This window comes from Methylobacter tundripaludum SV96 (assembly GCF_000190755.2).
Taxonomy (GTDB): Bacteria; Pseudomonadota; Gammaproteobacteria; order Methylococcales; family Methylomonadaceae; genus Methylobacter_A; species Methylobacter_A tundripaludum.
This window is the reverse complement of record NZ_JH109152.1, coordinates 511,902-528,523: the sequence shown is the minus strand read 5'-3', so window position 1 is coordinate 528,523 and position 16,622 is coordinate 511,902. Positions and strand designations below refer to the sequence as shown.

The 16,622-nt window shown below is 46.6% G+C and carries 20 protein-coding genes; 10 read left to right on the top strand and 10 right to left on the bottom strand.

Annotated elements, in window-relative coordinates; genetic code table 11:
- Positions 1 to 42: 42 nt before the first annotated feature.
- Entirely contained in the window at positions 43 to 1,839 is a 1,797-nt protein-coding gene (locus METTU_RS02395; RefSeq protein ID WP_006889703.1) for a GGDEF domain-containing protein, read from the bottom strand.
- Between the two features lie 445 nt (positions 1,840 to 2,284).
- On the opposite strand from METTU_RS02395, the gene METTU_RS02390 reads away from it, so the two are divergent.
- Complete coding sequence (locus tag METTU_RS02390; protein ID WP_006889702.1) at positions 2,285 to 2,677, top strand: hypothetical protein; 393 nt, start codon at positions 2,285 to 2,287, stop codon at positions 2,675 to 2,677.
- 121 nt (positions 2,678 to 2,798) lie between these two features.
- Here METTU_RS02390 and METTU_RS02385 read toward each other — a convergent pair whose 3' ends face one another.
- The 3 genes from METTU_RS02385 to METTU_RS02375 all read right to left on the bottom strand — a co-directional run bounded on the left by METTU_RS02385 (position 2,799) and on the right by METTU_RS02375 (position 5,306).
- Positions 2,799 to 3,068 carry a hypothetical protein gene (locus tag METTU_RS02385; RefSeq protein WP_006889701.1) on the bottom strand — a complete coding sequence of 90 codons (270 nt, stop codon included), beginning with the start codon at positions 3,066 to 3,068 and terminating at the stop codon, positions 2,799 to 2,801.
- A 1,023-nt stretch (positions 3,069 to 4,091) separates the two neighbouring features.
- Entirely contained in the window at positions 4,092 to 4,628 is a 537-nt protein-coding gene (locus METTU_RS02380) for a copper resistance protein NlpE (RefSeq protein WP_006889700.1), read from the bottom strand.
- A 141-nt stretch (positions 4,629 to 4,769) separates the two neighbouring features.
- On the bottom strand, positions 4,770 to 5,306 hold the full coding sequence (locus METTU_RS02375) for an REP-associated tyrosine transposase (RefSeq protein WP_006889699.1): 537 nt from the start codon (positions 5,304 to 5,306) through the stop codon (positions 4,770 to 4,772).
- 188 nt (positions 5,307 to 5,494) lie between these two features.
- On the opposite strand from METTU_RS02375, the gene METTU_RS02370 reads away from it, so the two are divergent.
- Positions 5,495 to 5,707: a hypothetical protein gene (locus tag METTU_RS02370; RefSeq protein WP_254257803.1), complete on the top strand. Its 213-nt coding sequence runs from the start codon at positions 5,495 to 5,497 to the stop codon at positions 5,705 to 5,707.
- A 395-nt stretch (positions 5,708 to 6,102) separates the two neighbouring features.
- On the opposite strand, the gene METTU_RS02365 is transcribed toward METTU_RS02370, so the two are convergent.
- From METTU_RS02365 to sdhC, 6 genes are all read right to left on the bottom strand, one after another.
- The gene (locus METTU_RS02365) at positions 6,103 to 6,816 is read right to left on the bottom strand and encodes an intracellular growth attenuator family protein (protein WP_217182759.1); all 714 of its coding nucleotides are present in this window, start codon (positions 6,814 to 6,816) and stop codon (positions 6,103 to 6,105) included.
- 142 nt (positions 6,817 to 6,958) lie between these two features.
- Positions 6,959 to 7,198, bottom strand: coding sequence for an FAD assembly factor SdhE (locus tag METTU_RS02360; RefSeq protein WP_006889697.1), 240 nt, complete (start codon positions 7,196 to 7,198; stop codon positions 6,959 to 6,961).
- Entirely contained in the window at positions 7,198 to 7,983 is a 786-nt protein-coding gene (locus METTU_RS02355) for a succinate dehydrogenase iron-sulfur subunit (protein ID WP_006889696.1), read from the bottom strand. The genes METTU_RS02360 and METTU_RS02355 overlap by 1 nt, the downstream gene beginning before the upstream one ends.
- Positions 7,983 to 9,767 (bottom strand): succinate dehydrogenase flavoprotein subunit, encoded by a 1,785-nt coding sequence (gene sdhA, locus METTU_RS02350; protein WP_006889695.1) that lies wholly within the window; start codon positions 9,765 to 9,767, stop codon positions 7,983 to 7,985. Before sdhA ends, METTU_RS02355 begins: the two co-directional genes overlap by 1 nt.
- A 3-nt stretch (positions 9,768 to 9,770) precedes the next feature.
- Entirely contained in the window at positions 9,771 to 10,151 is a 381-nt protein-coding gene (gene sdhD / locus METTU_RS02345) for a succinate dehydrogenase, hydrophobic membrane anchor protein (protein WP_006889694.1), read from the bottom strand.
- Positions 10,141 to 10,530, bottom strand: coding sequence for a succinate dehydrogenase, cytochrome b556 subunit (gene sdhC, locus METTU_RS02340; RefSeq protein WP_006889693.1), 390 nt, complete (start codon positions 10,528 to 10,530; stop codon positions 10,141 to 10,143). Before sdhC ends, sdhD begins: the two co-directional genes overlap by 11 nt.
- 527 nt (positions 10,531 to 11,057) lie before the next feature.
- On the opposite strand from sdhC, the gene METTU_RS02330 reads away from it, so the two are divergent.
- The 8 genes from METTU_RS02330 to METTU_RS02295 all read left to right on the top strand — a co-directional run bounded on the left by METTU_RS02330 (position 11,058) and on the right by METTU_RS02295 (position 16,620).
- The gene (locus METTU_RS02330; RefSeq protein WP_006889691.1) at positions 11,058 to 11,396 is read left to right on the top strand and encodes a type II toxin-antitoxin system HicB family antitoxin; all 339 of its coding nucleotides are present in this window, start codon (positions 11,058 to 11,060) and stop codon (positions 11,394 to 11,396) included.
- A 61-nt stretch (positions 11,397 to 11,457) separates the two neighbouring features.
- A complete protein-coding gene (locus METTU_RS02325) occupies positions 11,458 to 11,943 on the top strand; it encodes a TlpA family protein disulfide reductase (protein WP_006889690.1) in 486 nt (161 codons plus the stop codon).
- 263 nt (positions 11,944 to 12,206) lie between these two features.
- Positions 12,207 to 12,989 carry a M48 family metallopeptidase gene (locus METTU_RS02320; protein ID WP_006889688.1) on the top strand — a complete coding sequence of 261 codons (783 nt, stop codon included), beginning with the start codon at positions 12,207 to 12,209 and terminating at the stop codon, positions 12,987 to 12,989.
- 3 nt (positions 12,990 to 12,992) lie between these two features.
- Positions 12,993 to 14,300, top strand: coding sequence for a succinyldiaminopimelate transaminase (gene dapC / locus METTU_RS02315; protein ID WP_006889687.1), 1,308 nt, complete (start codon positions 12,993 to 12,995; stop codon positions 14,298 to 14,300).
- Positions 14,301 to 14,308: 8 nt separating this feature from the next.
- On the top strand, positions 14,309 to 15,127 hold the full coding sequence (gene dapD / locus METTU_RS02310) for a 2,3,4,5-tetrahydropyridine-2,6-dicarboxylate N-succinyltransferase (RefSeq protein WP_006889686.1): 819 nt from the start codon (positions 14,309 to 14,311) through the stop codon (positions 15,125 to 15,127).
- Positions 15,128 to 15,168: 41 nt separating this feature from the next.
- On the top strand, positions 15,169 to 15,816 hold the full coding sequence (locus tag METTU_RS02305) for a Uma2 family endonuclease (protein WP_006889685.1): 648 nt from the start codon (positions 15,169 to 15,171) through the stop codon (positions 15,814 to 15,816).
- Complete coding sequence (locus tag METTU_RS02300) at positions 15,813 to 16,283, top strand: YehS family protein (protein ID WP_006889684.1); 471 nt, start codon at positions 15,813 to 15,815, stop codon at positions 16,281 to 16,283. The genes METTU_RS02305 and METTU_RS02300 overlap by 4 nt, the downstream gene beginning before the upstream one ends.
- A gap of 94 nt (positions 16,284 to 16,377) precedes the next feature.
- Entirely contained in the window at positions 16,378 to 16,620 is a 243-nt protein-coding gene (locus tag METTU_RS02295) for a hypothetical protein (RefSeq protein ID WP_006889683.1), read from the top strand.
- Positions 16,621 to 16,622: the final 2 nt, after the last annotated feature.

Genomic DNA, 16,622 nt, shown 5'->3' with positions numbered 1-16,622 from the left:
GTCCTGGAAATAAGAAGAAATTAGATGCCTCTCTTTTAAGGGTTAATTAACCGCATGCAGCTTTACGACTGATTTATGCGCAAAGGATTGAAGGTTTTCCTGACTTTTTGTCGCCATTCTGTGGTTAATAAAAAAACTGTTCCCTTCAATCTTTTTGGCCTGTTTTTTTGCTTCGGATGCCAAATCGGCTATATCGACATGCGATTGACACTGACTGGTTGAAACCGAGTCTACCAGGCCCACCGACAGGCTTATCAACGGAAAAAAACATTTTTCTCCCGTCCTGTTTTCAGCATGAATACCGCCTGTTTTTATATCTTCATCTTTGTAGTAATGTGGAACGGCTTTTTTAAAGTCGTTCAAAATATTTTCACAGCACTTTAACCAGTCATTACCGGTAAAAATGACTATAAAATCATCTCCGCCGATGTGACCAACCAGACCGCTCTCGGCGGGAATGTGTTGAGCCAGTGTATTGGCGACTGCTTTAATAATATCGTCGCCCGCACTGTAGCCATAAACGTCATTAAAAGGTTTGAAGTGATCCAGATCGAAATAACCGAAACTGAAAGGTACTTTGGTTGCCAATAATTGATCGATCTGATCATTGATCGGGACGCTACCCGGCAACAAGGTAAGAGGATTAGCGTGTTTGGCATTGTGAATTTGTTGACGGGTAATTTCTTCAAGCAATTTCAGTATCGTTCCTATGCCCGTATATTCGCCGTCATTGGTAATGATAAAAGCCTGATCGTTTCGCATTGTTGATGTCAGCTGTTTACTGACTAATTCTATGGCGGTGTTTTGATCGAAACTTAACGGCGTTTTGTCTACAAACGTTTTTATGGGCTTCTTTCCATACAATTCAATGCCATAGCGACTTGAAAACAATTTAAATAGGAAGTGGTCGCGAAAAATAACCCCTGAAGCCACATTGTCATCAACCAACGGCAGAATGGTTAAGTCACTGTCATGATGGAACAAATTCATGACTTCGCTGATAGCGGTTTCCGATGAAACAGGCGTTATAAATTTAGCGATATGAGCCGCTTTCGTAGCGTTAAATTGGCTGGGTTGGGTGCTGACAACAAATAATGACTTATTGACTTTCTCTAAAGGAATAGCCGTGGGCCGGGCAAAGTAATAGCCCTGCGCATGAGTAATGCCAAGTTGTTCTACGACTTTAAATTCATCTTCTGTTTCGATACCTTCAGCGATAACATTGCAATTAAGAGAGCTGGCAATATTTTGAATGGATCGAACAAAATTAAGTTTGATAGGATCGTTATGGATGCCCTGAATAAAGTGCATGTCTATTTTTACGTATTCAGGCTGTAATTCCGACCAGAGCCTTAATCCCGAGTAGCCCGCGCCCAGGTCATCAATGGCTATCTCAAAACCCATCTTTCTATAGTGGATGATCGCTTCACGCATTAATTGAAAGTCATCCGTGGGTTGGTGTTCTGTTAACTCGATAACGACAGAACGGGGATCGACACCGAACTGATCCAGAAGTTTAAGCGTCTCCCCTTTTTTAAAATCCGGTTGCAGCAGCACGGAAGGACTTACGTTAATAAACAGCTTTTCTTTGACATCCAAGCTCGCGTAGCGTTTTATGGTGACTTCCCGGCAGATGTATTCGAGTTTTGTGCTTAAATCGAAACGTTCAGCCGTATCGAACAAATTAAACGGACTGTGCAGTGGACTATCGGAAGGGCCGCGAATTAAGGCTTCGTAGCCCATGATTTTCTTTTTATATAAAGAAACAATAGGCTGAAAATGAGGCGTCAATTGCTTGCCATGGAGAATTTTGGTTAGTTCATCGTATAAGATTGACATGTAATATTCCGGCTAATCGCAAATGTATTTGATCAGAATATGACAAGTTCATTACAGTAATGAGACAGATTCATTACAGTAATGTGACAGGCCGAAAAATATCGGCATTATTTGTAATATGGGTTACCGGCTAAATGCTGCAATCCAATGATAATGAGTCAATCATATTGCACGGATTACAGCTATTGATTTAAATACAATCCTCACAAACGCGCTAAAAATCAGTGACTTGAAAATATAGACAGGCAAAGTCAACCTGCCCCACAGCAAATGTTTTTGGGCATTACCCGAAAAAACCGTACGTAGATAATGACAAACTGGCGAATTTTTGCTGACAAAATAGAATTAAGCAGGTAGTTTGATGACATTTTTTGGTTGTACTTAACGACCAAAGCAAACAACAATTAGATTAGAAAACTTACCACGTAACTGATAAAGGATAAAAATGAGCTTTAAAACCAGTTTAATAAAAATGGCAATAAAATGGACACCTAACATGATGGTTATATGGGTGGCAAATATAATACTGAAGGGCATTGCAGAATTAACAGATTTTAATTTTGACCTCGAAGCGCGAAAAGCATACGTTCAAATTCAGCTCGTCGGTGAATCTGAAACGATTGAAGTTTGGATCGAAGATTTTGCCATTGTTAATGATGAGGGATCCTACCAATTAATCATTCAACAAGCGCAATCGAACCGGATCTGGTTGAATAACTTACTATCCCGCATCACAGGAAAAGCTTGGGGAATTCCTGAGATACCACAATTAACGGCCCATCTTGAGCTCATCTCCGAGCTGTTCAAAGCCGAAAGTCCGGAACAGGAAGAGAATTGATTGAGGAAAAACGGGGCGCTTAATTAGCTCAGCTACGTAGCGAATACATCGCGCCCCATTTACAAACACCTGAATGACAAGGCTATTTTAAAGCACTCCAACAGATAATCCATCTTAGGAATCAAAATCCCCAGCACGGTTGTTGGGCTTCGAAAAGAGGCGCAATGCCCTTCTTAGCCGGCTCCCCATTAATGGAATGGGCGTTATCAATCATTATTGGAAATAACGACTCACCGCTCCCCGTGTCGATGGTCTTGCCTTGGAGTGAATGATAGTAGTTAAACAGTTCCGTATAAAAATATTCATTCTCAGAGCCCTCCGGAAATAGTGGGCGGTTAACCTCACCCCATGCTGCGCTGAGTTCTTTTTGGATAAAATAGAGTGGATTCATTTTTTATTCTCCTGGAGAAATCATGTAAAAAAACGCAAATTTTCCGCGTAAATGGTGTTTTTTCTTTTCAGATACAGAATAAAACTTATCTCTGTCAAAGAGATGACGGTTTGTTTAAGATTTCATGACATTACAGGAAGCTTCTAAAAAACACCCTGTTCGGGCTGACTTACATCGATGAACTTCTGAATTTCATATTGGCGTAATTCAATTTTCAGGGGCTCCCTAAAATACAAAAGCAAATGCTGCGCCAAAATTAACACACAAATTACATTAACTTTTTACCAATAAAATTCAATTAGTTATAAGCAATAACATTAAACCTGGCTTGTTTGATTATTTTAGATAAGCGCATCATTTTTGTGCGCATACCGATTAACCTGCACCGACGAAACTTTTTTTGTTATGAATTCGAAAGCATGATGGAGTTTCTTTAGTGGGGTCTTTGTCGAACTGACATTATCAATTTTTATTAAAAAACGGATGTTACGCATAGTCCGTAACAGGTGAAGTGGCAGGCCCTACGGCGGCGGGAACAAGATCTTGTCGGACAATGATTTGGCAATCTGCGGTCTATCTTTTTCGCGACTGTAATCGACAGTGCGTAACATCAGTTAATAATGTTTATTTGAAAAAAACCGGGGCTTGCAGATTAGACTTTAAAAAACTGTTATGTGTAACCGTGCAAGACCTGTCCATCTGCCCGGCTATATCCAGAAAAATCCAGTACGAAAAGATTATGTTGCCCGTCCTAAACATGGGCCTTGGTCATCGGCCAATCCGGCTTCGCAGCTCCTTACCAAATTGCTTGCTGCAACATCGGCAGATGGACGGAGCTATGCCCTGTTCGAAGCGGTTTGCGTCTGTTAAATGTAGCCGCTTAACTCAGACAGCGCAGAAACGTTAGGGACGGAATTGCAATCCTAAACATGTTCTGCGTAATGGCGTTGCCTGACACCTCGCCGGCGATGAGCGATGGGGATGGCGGAGCGGTTTTTTCTTCCGTACTACCCAATATTCATCCTAGTGAATATGTACCTCACGTGACTTTACCGTATCGCTTCTGCGTAAAGTGTAGCGATCTGCCAGGCCGGCTGCCATCCTCGCTCCATCACTGTTAAGCTGAATGAGCGTCCCTTCATCTTCAATATGATATTGCCGTGGGGTTGGTTCGTTACGCGGTGTTAAAACAACGGTATGGGTTTCATCATTCCAACTATATTTTCCTTTTTCATAAAACTCCCTTGAGGAATCTCTTGCAGGCTGTGTCACCAACAGATAATTGTTATTTTGTTTTAACGACAGTGTCGCTTTAATGCCATCGCAATCGTTGCAAGGAAGATATCCGTAAAAAACGCCATGAAACTCCAGACTCTTATCTATAGGGGTTAGATGGGCTGCGTGATCTGTATCTTGCTGATGGCTCTTTACACGCGCTCTGAGGAGTTTTTCTTGATCTGCTTGGTCTGTTGCTGCCATTGCAGGGTGTAAAGCTAAAAGCAGAGTACTGAAAAAAATCAAAGTCAGATTTTGTTTTAATTGTTTTTTTAATGTTTGCATATAAGTACCTAATTTAATGTGTAATTCACGCTCAATACTTGCCGAACAACCTGAACGGCCACGAACGCTACGAAGCCCCGGATTCTGCAAGGTGTAGGTCGGGTTAGCGTAGCGTAACCCGATATTTTTTTCTCATTGCAATTATTCACAGCCAATATCATCAGCAAAATTCATCGCACCTTCACCCCAATTTTTATCCAGCATACCTGATTTTATATATCGGTGAATACTTGAATATTGCCAATCACTGGCGCGTTTTACAAGCCCGTGTTTTACGGGATTGTAGTGGATATAATCAATATGCTGTTGAAAATCCCGTTTATCACGCAAACAATGTTCCCACCCACGATGTTGCCACAGTTCCTGTTGTTTCTTCTTTTTACGGTTAGCGTTTTGAACGATGAATTTATCAGGGTATTGTTTGGTAAATGCGGATTTGATAAGTCGCCAGCGAGTTGAGTAGTCGCTGTCATATTCAGGAAGCGTCCAGATAAAATGTAGATGATCAGGTAAGACAACGGCGGCATCAATTACAAAAGGACGTTTTTGCATGACAGTTTTAAATGCAGCCCGTAGGCGCTTGACGTTATCATCCTCAGAAAATATTTTTCGTCGTTTTTCAGTAACAACGGTGAAAAAATAACAGCCACCTTCGATATAAACGCGACGATAATGCATAGTTTATGAAAAAAATAATTATGGGTAGGTCGGGTTAGCGTAGCGTAACCCGACATTTTGCGCGAATGTGTCGGGTTACGCTACGCTAACCCGACCTACATGGCTATTAATATAGCCACTCAGCTCTAATACCTCAGAAATGTTAGGGACGGGGTTGCAAACCCCGTCCCGCTTGGAAGCCGAATGTTTTGAAGCTGTTTGCTGATGCACAGGGAGGTTATCGGTTTTGGATGGAAACTAATGCACCGAAGAAGATAGAAAACCCTGCTTTCTATCTTCAAAAGCTTAACTATATTCATGAAAATCCGGTGCGAAAAGGTTATGTTGCCCGTCCTGAACATTGGCTTTGGTCATCGGCCAACTCGGCTTCGCCACTCCTTACCAAATTGTTTGCGACATGATGCACCATGCTGGACGACGATTATCGACAGCCGGAGGCATGCTGCCCCGTTCGAAACGTTTTGCGTTGGTTATGTATAGCCGCTTAACTCGGACATCGTAAAAACGTTAGGAACGGAGTTGCAAACCCCATCCCGCTTGGATCAAAGTTTTCCGTACGATTGAGCTCCGAAATGGGGCGCGATGCGCCCCCTACCCGGCTTCGCCACTCCTTACCAAATTGCTTGCAACATGATACGCCATGCATACGACAGCCGGACGGGGCATTTTGCCCCGTTCGAAACGTTTTGCATTGGTTAGCATTGCCGCTTAGCTCGGACATCGCAGAAACGTTAGAGACGGGGTTACAAACCCCGTCCCGCTTGGAGTCCCCAGTATGATTGCGCCCCCTACCCGGCTATTGCCAGATAATATCTTGTTCGTGAATTGGGAAATTCGGGCTAATATCTTTGAATAGCACATCAACACTTCCTTGTTCGTTGGAGCGTACGACCCGAGTTGCAACATACCATTTGCTCTTCAATTTCTTATAAATTAGTTGTTGATACCACGTCCCATTTCGAGCATAGAAAAAAATATTAAACCGTTGCGATGACTTTCCATGTAGATTGAAATTAATAGCATAGTTAAGCGGCCAGTGCTTTATATGTTGGATGCTCCCAATATTGCCAACATTAATGATCTTTTCATTTTTGAACGTGTCTATGTCGGTAATTTGTATCGTTAAATCATAAAGTGGGTATTGCCCCTCGTGAATGAGAAATATATTCCCCAATTGCATGTTTTCGACGCTTTCGCTTTCATTGTTGCTAAATAGGATATATGCATAGCTATTGCCCCCAGTAACCATATTCATGGTGTGATGGGAAAGATTTCCTATTTCCCGATTGAGTTTGATGATTTCTTCATTTCTTGTATTAATTTTTTCTTGCATTGCTTTGAGTTCATTTGTGGACTCGTTTTGACTGTCTGCTGCCCATAGCGCACCCAATGCCGCAGTTATGGTACCGATTAAGATTATTATCGCAGCAGGATCAGTAAATAACATTTTTAGTCGTCTTATAAAGGTAGATGGTACAGGTTTCATGGTCGATGCATCGCCGGTTAACAAGTTATTATCAGCGCCGAACGGGGCATGCTGCGCCGTTCGAAACGTTTTGCGTTGGCTAAATATAGCCGCTTAGCTCGGACATCGTAAAAACGTTAGGCTTTCTGTGTTTCGGGAAGCTGGAGCTTGGGAGCGAGCAATAATCTCAGTCTACATAAAAATTATGTATCTTCCCAACCAAAACCTGCATTTCTTCCGGCACTTCCGCCTCAGCCATTAAAACTGCGGACAGCTCATCATCCTCCATCCCCAGCAACTCCACAAACAAATCCCTCTCCCCCTGATCCGCGACCAAATACCCCGTTTCCAAATAGCGATTTAGCAGAAAATCCAACTCCTTAGTCCCCCGCCGACATTGCCACTTTAACCGGGCCTGCTCATCCATCACCCCAGCTTTCTCTGCACCAACAGTTTCTTGGTCTCGGCAATCGCCTTGGCCGGATTCAAACCCTTGGGACAGGTATCGGTACAGTTCATAATGGTATGGCAACGGTACAATTTAAACGGGTCTTCCAGTTCGTCCAACCGTTCGCCGGTGCTTTCGTCGCGGCTGTCGACCAGCCAGCGGTAGGCTTGCAGCAGGATCGCAGGGCCCAGGTAACGCTCACTGTTCCACCAGTAACTGGGGCAACTGGTCGAGCAGCAGGCGCACAGCACGCAGTCGTACAAGCCATCCAGTTTTTCCCGGTCTTCCTTGCTTTGCAGACGCTCGGAATCCGCAGGCGCTGGGGTTTGGGTTTCTATCCACGGTTTGATCGAGGCGTACTGCGCATAAAAATGAGTCAGATCCGCCACCAGGTCTTTAACGACTTGCAAATGCGGCAACGGATAAATTTTGATGGTGCCGGAATAGGAATCGATGGCTTTGGTGCAGGCCAGGGAGTTTTTACCGTTAATCATCATCGCGCAGGAGCCGCACACGCCTTCGCGGCAGGAGCGCCGGAAGGTCAGGCTGCTGTCGATTTCGTTCTTGATTTTCAGGATCGCATCCAGCACCATCGGGCCGCAGCTGTCCATGTCCAGTTCGAACGCATCGATGCGCGGGTTTTCGCCGGACTCGGGGTCCCAGCGGTACACTTCAAACCGGCGGATGTTGGTTGCACCGGCTGGCGCTTTAAAAGTTTTGCCTTCGATTAAAACCGAGTTTTTAGGCAAGGTAAATTCAGCCATCAGTACACCCTCTCTTTTGGTGGAATAACGTCGACTTCGTCGGTCAATGTGTACATGTGCACCGGCCGGTAATCGATTTTAACTTGGTCGCCGTCCAGCCAGGTCAGGGTATGCTTCAGCCAGTTTTCGTCGTCGCGTTTCGGGAAATCTTCCCGTGCATGGCCACCCCGGCTTTCGGTGCGGTTGCCCGCCGCGTTGATCGCGACAGTGGCTTGGCTCAGTAGGTTATCCAGCTCCAGCGTTTCAACCAGATCGGTATTCCAGATCAACGATTTATCTACTACTTTGACATCGGCAAAGGTTTTTCTGACTTCCGCCATCGCGTTGACGCCTTCGGTCAACGTGGTGCCGGTCCTGAACACCGCCGCTTTGGCTTGCATGACTTTTTGCATGTCCAGGCGAATATCGGAGGTCGAGCGGCTGCCGTTGGCATTGCGGATTTTATCGAAACGGGCGATGGCTTTGTCGCAAGCATTGCTCGCCAACGGTTTTTGCCTTGAGCCCGGTTTGATCAGTTCGGCGCAGCGTATCGCGGCAGAGCGGCCGAACACCACCAGATCGAGCAGCGAGTTTGAACCCAAGCGGTTTGCGCCATGCACGGAAACGCAGGCCGCTTCGCCGATTGCCATCAAGCCCGGCACGACCGCATCAGGATCGTCGCCTCTCAAGGTCACGACTTCGGCTTTGTAATTGGTCGGAATACCGCCCATGTTGTAATGCACAGTCGGCAGCACCGGAATCGGCTCTTTGGTGATATCGACATTCGCAAATATCCTGGAGGTTTCGGATATGCCCGGCAAGCGTTCGTGAATGATGGCCGGATCAAGATGCTCGATATGCAGATAGAGATGATCTTTCAGCGGCCCTACGCCTCGGCCTTCTTCAATTTCGATGGTCATCGCGCGGCTGACCACATCGCGTGAAGCGAGGTCTTTGGCCGACGGCGCGTAGCGTTCCATGAACCGTTCGCCTTCCGAGTTGGTGAGGTAACCGCCCTCACCTCTTACGCCTTCGGTAATCAAGCAGCCTGCGCCGTAAATGCCGGTCGGGTGAAACTGGATGAATTCCATATCCTGCAACGGCAAACCGGCGCGCAACACCATCGCGTTGCCGTCGCCGGTCACGGTATGCGCCGAGGTGCAGGAAAAAAAGGTGCGCCCGTAACCGCCGGTCGCCAAGACGGTCATCTGGGATTTGAACAAATGCAGGGAACCGTCATCCAGACACCAGGCCAAAATGCCGCGACATTCGCCGTCTTCCATAATCAAATCCAGCGCAATGTATTCAACGAAGAATTCAGCCTTATGCTTTAACGACTGTTGGTACAGGGTATGCAAAATCGCATGACCGGTCTTGTCGGCCGCCGCGCAAGTGCGTTGCGCCAGTCCTTTGCCGTAATGCGTGGTCATGCCGCCGAACGCACGTTGATAGATTTTGCCGTCGGCGGTGCGCGAAAACGGCACGCCGTAATGTTCCAGCTCGATCACGGCGGGAATGGCTTCGCGACACATGTATTCGATCGCATCCTGATCGCCCAGCCAATCGGAGCCTTTGACGGTGTCGTACATGTGAAAACGCCAGTCGTCTTCGCCCATATTGCCCAGCGCCGCACTGATGCCGCCTTGCGCGGCGACGGTATGACTGCGAGTGGGGAATACTTTGGTGATGCAGGCGGTTTTAAGGCCTTTTTCCGCCATGCCCAAGGTAGCGCGAAGCCCTGCGCCGCCCGCGCCAACCACGACTACATCGTAAGTATGCTCAATAATTTTATAATCTGCGGCCATGAATCACCCTATCGATACGATGCGAAACACAGCCAGCAGGGCCGCAATCGCCAAAAACAAGAAAGCCAGATTGACGGCCCAGATCGAGATGATCTTGGGGCCTTCGGCTGCGACATAATCTTCAATCACCACCTGTAAACCCAACGCGGCGTGGTAGAAGGCGGCGATGATCCACGCCACTATGCAGACGGTATTAACAGGCGATGTTAGCCAAACTACGGTTTGTTGATAGGGGGCGGTCAAGCTCAAACCCAGAAAGTAGATCAGCCAGAAAGACAACGGGATCAGCGCCACGGCGGTGACGCGCTGCATCCACCAATGAGTCGTTCCGTCCTTAGCTGAACCCAAGCCCTTAACCCTGGATAAAGGCGTTCTATAGTCCATAATATCCCCACGCAAAAGTCATTAAAGTCAGCGCCAATGAAGCCGCCAGTTCAATCATGGCATACCGGTTTAGCGTATCCAGTTCAAAGCTGCTGCCGGAATCCCAAATCAAGTGGCGAACACCGTGACACAGATGGAAAAACAGCGCGTAAATAAAAGCCCAGATTACTAATTTGAACAGCCATAGACTCATCAAGGCCTGCATGGCCGTGTACGAATCCGCACCGCCTGCCAACGCCGAAATAACATAAACGAATAAGATCAAACCGGCGGTGAGCATGATGCCGGTCATGCGGTGGGTGATGGAAATAATACCTGTTAAAGGCAGCTTGTAGACTTGCAAATGCGGGGACGTGGGTCTGTTAGTATTTATCGCCATAATATTATCCGGTTATTGTGTTTACCCAATGATCTTCCAAATCAAAATTCGATGCAATAGGCGTTCTGTTCCCAACCGCCATAGTAGGTAGAATCAGTCGAATTATGTTGTACCACATATTGCCGATACCCGCTGAGGTAAAAGCCGGAAGACGACTTCAATATGAAAGACTGGCCGTGCGGGCAAATAGCACCAATGCTTATATCAGAGTCGGGAACGAATTTTGATGACAATCAAGATAGATGATATATTTGCAACTAAATTTCAGTCGCCCATTTAGAGCATGAGCCAACTTGAAAAACTATTAGAACAATTCATCAATATACCCTTTCCAAAGTGGAACGATGTTTTAACCCTGTTAAAGAAGCTGGGTTACAAAAAACTTGAAGGCGATGGCTCCCGCATAAAATTCGTAAACCCGGAAAAAAAAGTATCATCGAATTGCACCGGCCGCACCCACAGAACGCCATAAAAACCTACACCCAAAAAGACATCATCAAAAAGTTAAAAGAACAAGGAGTTATCAAATGAAATACTTCAATTACAAAGGCTATCAAGGCAGCGTCAAAGTAAACGTAGAGGACAACTGTTTACATGGGAAAATTGAATTCGTCAGCGACTTGGTAAACTACGAAGCCGAAACAGTGGAACAATTGGAAAAAGAATTCAGGCTTGCCGTAGACAGCTATCTGGAAACCTGCAAAGAGACCGGTATGGAACCCAAAAAACCTTTCAAAGGTTCTTTCAACGTGAGAATAGGCGAAGAGCTACACGAAAAAGCGGCAAAACGGGCCGGTGAAATAGGAAAATCCCTGAACGATTACATCAAAGACATTGTTAAGAAAGATACCGAATCACACGCTTAAGGAGTAACAACATGATCCGTTACGAAAAAGCCTTTTACATCTGTACACATGGAATCAAATCATGACCTTAAAAAAAATTTTCCCTGGCTTGGCATTTATTTTTTTAACCCTCTTTACTATTCCAGCCCAGGCAGCCCCTGCGCCATTTGTCTCGGGCAGCTATCAACAAATATTGTCCAGCAACGCCAATCGGCCGTTCATGCTGGTGATCTGGTCTATCAACTGCTCTTCCTGTTTGAAAGACATGGAGCTGTTAAGCAGCATTCATAAAAACAGGCCTGAACTTAAAATGATCATGCTGGCGGCCGATGAGCCGTCCGCAACCGAGCAGATTCAGCAAATCCTGGAGAAAAATCAACTGGCCGAGATTGAAAACTGGGCTTATGCCGATGACAACACCCAGAAACTGCAATTTGAAATCGACCCCAAGTGGTATGGCGAGCTGCCCAGAACCTATTTCTTCGACAAGGCGCATCAGCGCTCCGGGGTCAGCGGTGTATTGTCGAAAGAAGATTATGATGCGATGTTCGCCAAAATTTTGAAATAAATCTTTGCTGTATTATTCACCACGAAGACACGAAGTTTTATTTCTTCGTGTCCCTCGTGTCCCGGCAATTGCTCCTGCATTGCCCTACCTCCTGCATAACCCACAGGGATGTGGGGAATGCAGATTTTGCATGGAGCAAAATATCTGCCCATGTAGTCGTTCGTGGTGATAAGCTTTTTCCTAATGAGAAGTTACATTTTTAAACCCCGGATAAAAACTTACGTTAAAATGGCCGGTATATCAGAAACTACCGGTCATTTTTTATGTTCAAAAAAATATTCCCAGTTCTGGCAACTGCCTGCCTATTAAACGCCTGTGTCACCAGCCCTACAGGTAGAAGCCAATTTGTTTTCATGCCTGATGCGCAAATCGATCAAATGGGCTTACAGGCTTTTGATAACCTGAAAAAACAAAAAGCTATCAGCAATAACAGCAAATACAATCAACTGGCAAGTTGTATTGCCGGGGCAATCACCCGGGAAACCGGCGGCAACTGGGAAGTTGTGGTCTTTGAAGATGCCTCGCCTAACGCCTTTGCCTTGCCCGGCAATAAAATCGGCGTGCATACCGGCATGATCACACTGGTCGACAATCAGGACCAATTGGCTGCGGTCATCGGCCATGAAATCGGCCACGTCCTCGCCAAGCACAGCAATGAGCGAGCCTCCCAGGAAATGGCGGTTAGTTCGGGCATGGGCATCATTCAGGCGGTCAGCGCACCGCAAACCGCTTTAGGCCAAACAGCGCTCGGTCTGCTGGGTGTGGGTGCGCAATACGGCATACTGATGCCTTACAGCCGCGTCCATGAAAGCGAAGCCGATATGATCGGCGTGGATTTAATGGCCAAAGCGGGCTTTGATCCGCAACAAAGCATCGGCTTATGGCAAAAAATGGAACAGGCCTCGCAAGGTCCGCAACCTTTAGAATTCATGTCGACCCACCCTTCGCATGCCACCCGCATTCAGGACTTGGAAAAGCACATGCCGCAAGCCATGGGACTATTTCAGCAAGCCCAATCTGCCGGTAAACAACCGCATTGCAACTAATCGATGACCCCTAATTTAAAACACCTACATCCCTACCCGTTTGAAAAACTGGCGCAACTTAAACAAGGCATCGTTCCGCCTGCGAACAAACCGCATATCGCCCTGTCTATGGGCGAACCGACTCATGCCACGCCGCATTTAATCCAGGAAGCGCTGTTAACCCACCTCCATGGTTTGGCTAACTATCCGACCACTAAAGGTATACCCGAACTCAGGCAGGCGATAGCCGGATGGATCAGCCGTCGCTTTCAGATACCGGCTGATGCGCTTAATGCTGAAACCCAGATTCTACCGGTCAACGGCACGCGCGAAGCGTTGTTTTCGTTCGCCCAGTGTCTTGTCGATCCGACTCGCCCTGCTCCCGTCGTAATCATGCCGAACCCGTTTTACCAGATTTATGAAGGCGCGGCCTTGCTGGCAGGAGCCGAACCGTATTATCTGAACACGCTGGAAGACTCCGGTTACTTGCCGGATTTTGATGCGGTGCCGGATGAGATATGGCAACGCTGCCAGTTAATCTACATTTGTTCGCCCGGCAACCCGACCGGCTCGGTGATCGATCAGGCCAGCCACGAAAAGCTGCTCAAGCTGGCGGAAAAATACGATTTTGTAATCGCCTCCGACGAGTGCTACACCGAAATCTATGACGACGAAACCAACCCGCCGCCGGGCTTGCTGCAAACGGCCTATAACATGGGCAACACGGCATTCAAACGCTGCGTTATTTTCCACAGCTTGTCCAAACGTTCCAACGCGCCGGGCTTGCGCTCGGGTTTTGCCGCAGGCGATGCGGAGATATTGAAACACTATTTTCAATACCGGACTTACCACGGCTGCGCGATGCCCTTGCCTACCCAACACGCCAGTATTCAGGCCTGGCAGGATGAGCATCACGTCATCGAAAACCGTCGCTTGTACCGTGAAAAATTCGCGGCATTTATCGATGTTCTCGGCGACGTTTGCACTGTCATAAAACCGCCTGCCAGTTTTTATGTCTGGTTGAAAATCCCCCTGCCTGCGGCTTCCCCCTTTTCCAAAGGGGGATCAATGGCAAACCATGCTGCGAACGAAAATACACACGCACCTGCCTCCTCCTTTGAAAAAGGGGGATCGAGGGGGATTTCCGATACCGAATTCGCACAGCAATTATTTGCCCAACAAAACATCACCGTGCTGCCCGGCAGTTACTTATCCCGTGAGTTTGACGGCATCAATCCCGGCTTTAACCACGTCAGAATTGCCTTGGTTGCGCCCCTGGATGAATGCATAGAAGCCGCGCAGCGTATAAAAAATTTCCTTAACTCTTTATAAAAGAAACCATGTCACAACTAGAACAAATCATTAACGACGCCTTTGAAAATCGTGCAGACATCTCACCCGCCGGCGTTTCAGCCGAAGTGCGCGCAGCCGTCGAAGACGCGATCAACTTATTGGACAGCGGCAAAGCCCGTGTCGCCGAAAAAACCAGCGGCGAGTGGGTCGTTAACCAGTGGCTGAAAAAAGCCGTATTGCTGTCGTTCAGAATCAACGAGAACCGCGTTATCGAAGGCGGCAACAGCCGTTATTACGACAAGGTTGAAGCCAAATTCAGCACTTATTCACCAGACGACTTTGCAAAATCCGGTGTGCGCGTCGTACCTAATGCCATTGTCCGTCACGGCGCTTACATTGCACCGGGCGCAGTGTTAATGCCTTCGTTCGTTAACATCGGCGGCTATGTAGACAGCGGCACCATGGTTGACACCTGGGCCAGCGTCGGCTCTTGCGCGCAAATCGGCAAGAACGTGCATCTTTCCGGCGGCGTCGGCATCGGCGGTGTTCTGGAGCCCTTGCAAGCAGGCCCCACCATCATTGAAGACAACTGCTTTATCGGCGCACGCTCGGAAATCGTCGAAGGCGTTGTCGTTGAAGAAGGCTCGGTCATTTCAATGGGCGTTTACATTGGACAAAGCACCAAAATCTTCAACCGTATGACCGGCGAAGTCAGCTATGGCCGTGTACCGGCAGGTTCAGTCGTCGTTCCGGGCAACCTGCCTTCGGCGGACGGCACGTACAGTTTGTATTGTGCGATTATCATCAAACAGGTTGATGAAAAAACCCGCAGTAAAACCGGTATCAATGAGCTACTGAGGGATTAAGCGGAATCTGACTCGCACCATGCCAAAACAGGAGAAAGCCAATGAGCTTAAACTACGCAAATAACAAGATCACTGAAGAACAGTATCTACAAGGCGAACTTGTTGCAGAATTTAAGCATGAATTCATTGATGGTGAAGCTTATGCAATGGCTGGGGCGAGTGAAACTCATAATTTGCTGGCAGGCAATCTATTTGCTGAATTGAAGAATCAATTAAAAGGCACGCCTTGCAGAACTTTCATAGCAGACATGAAAGTTAAGGTGGCTAATGATTTTTTCTATCCCGATGTCATGGTGGTTTGCCAGCAAGATAATGATTTTGACTATTACAAACAATCTCCGGTCATTATCGTCGAGATATTATCCAAATCGACCCGAAAGTTTGATAAAAATGCCAAACGTTTGAAATACCAAAATATTTCGACATTGGAAGAGTATGTTTTAATTGATCAATCCATTGCGGAAATTGAGGTCTTTAAAAAGAAAGAGCATTGGCAATCCTTTTATTACTATCTTGGCGATGCGATTACTTTTGAGTCATTAGGCGTTACCGTTCTTGTTGAAGACATTTACTATCAAGTCAACAATGACGATGTACTTGCTTTCTTGCAGGAGAAAAATCAAACCGCGGTTCAAGACACGAATACTAACCCTATGCAGTCCCCCTACCCCACCACACAGAAACCATGATTAACAACGACGTTTTACGCCGGGTACGCTACGCATTAGAGCTTAAAGACCCTGACATGATCGATATCTTTGCCTTAAGCGATGTAGAAATCAACAGGGATGAGCTGCTCAAACTACTCAAAAAAGATAATGAAGCCGATTACGTTCCGCTTGACAACAAGCTGCTGGGACAATTTTTAGACGGGCTGATTATCTATAGAAGAGGCCGACAGGAAAATCCGCCCGCGCAGGAAAAAAAACCGGAACAGTTAACCAATAACACCATACTCAAAAAACTGCGTATCGCCCTGGAATTTAAAGAAGAGGACATGCTCAGCACCCTAAAACTGGCCGATTTTGAACTGTCCAAAGGCGAACTCAGCTCTTTTTTCAGGCAAAAAGGCCATAAACATCACCGGGAATGTGGCGATCAGATTTTAAGAAACTTTTTACAAGGTTTAACCATTCGTTTTAGAGAACAGGACTGATAAATACTGTTCCGACCCGTAGGGCGTACTGTGCGCGCCTAGCTTACAAGGTGCCCTACCATAACTCACCATTAACTTAATCAAGGCCAATACCATGAGCGACAACATATCAAACAATGCCATCATTTACGCCACGCTCGCTTTAAACAGCGAAGTCGCCCTGCAACACGAATATCTGGATTCGCCCGACGTTCCCGATGATGAGCGCGAAAACGAAGAAGAAATTCTGGCCGATCTGGAACAAGCCTTTATGGAGTTCGTCGATCTTTATAAAAGCCGCTGCAAATCTGACAAACAATTGCCCAGCATTGACGAATTGCTGAACAGCCAACTGTAAAA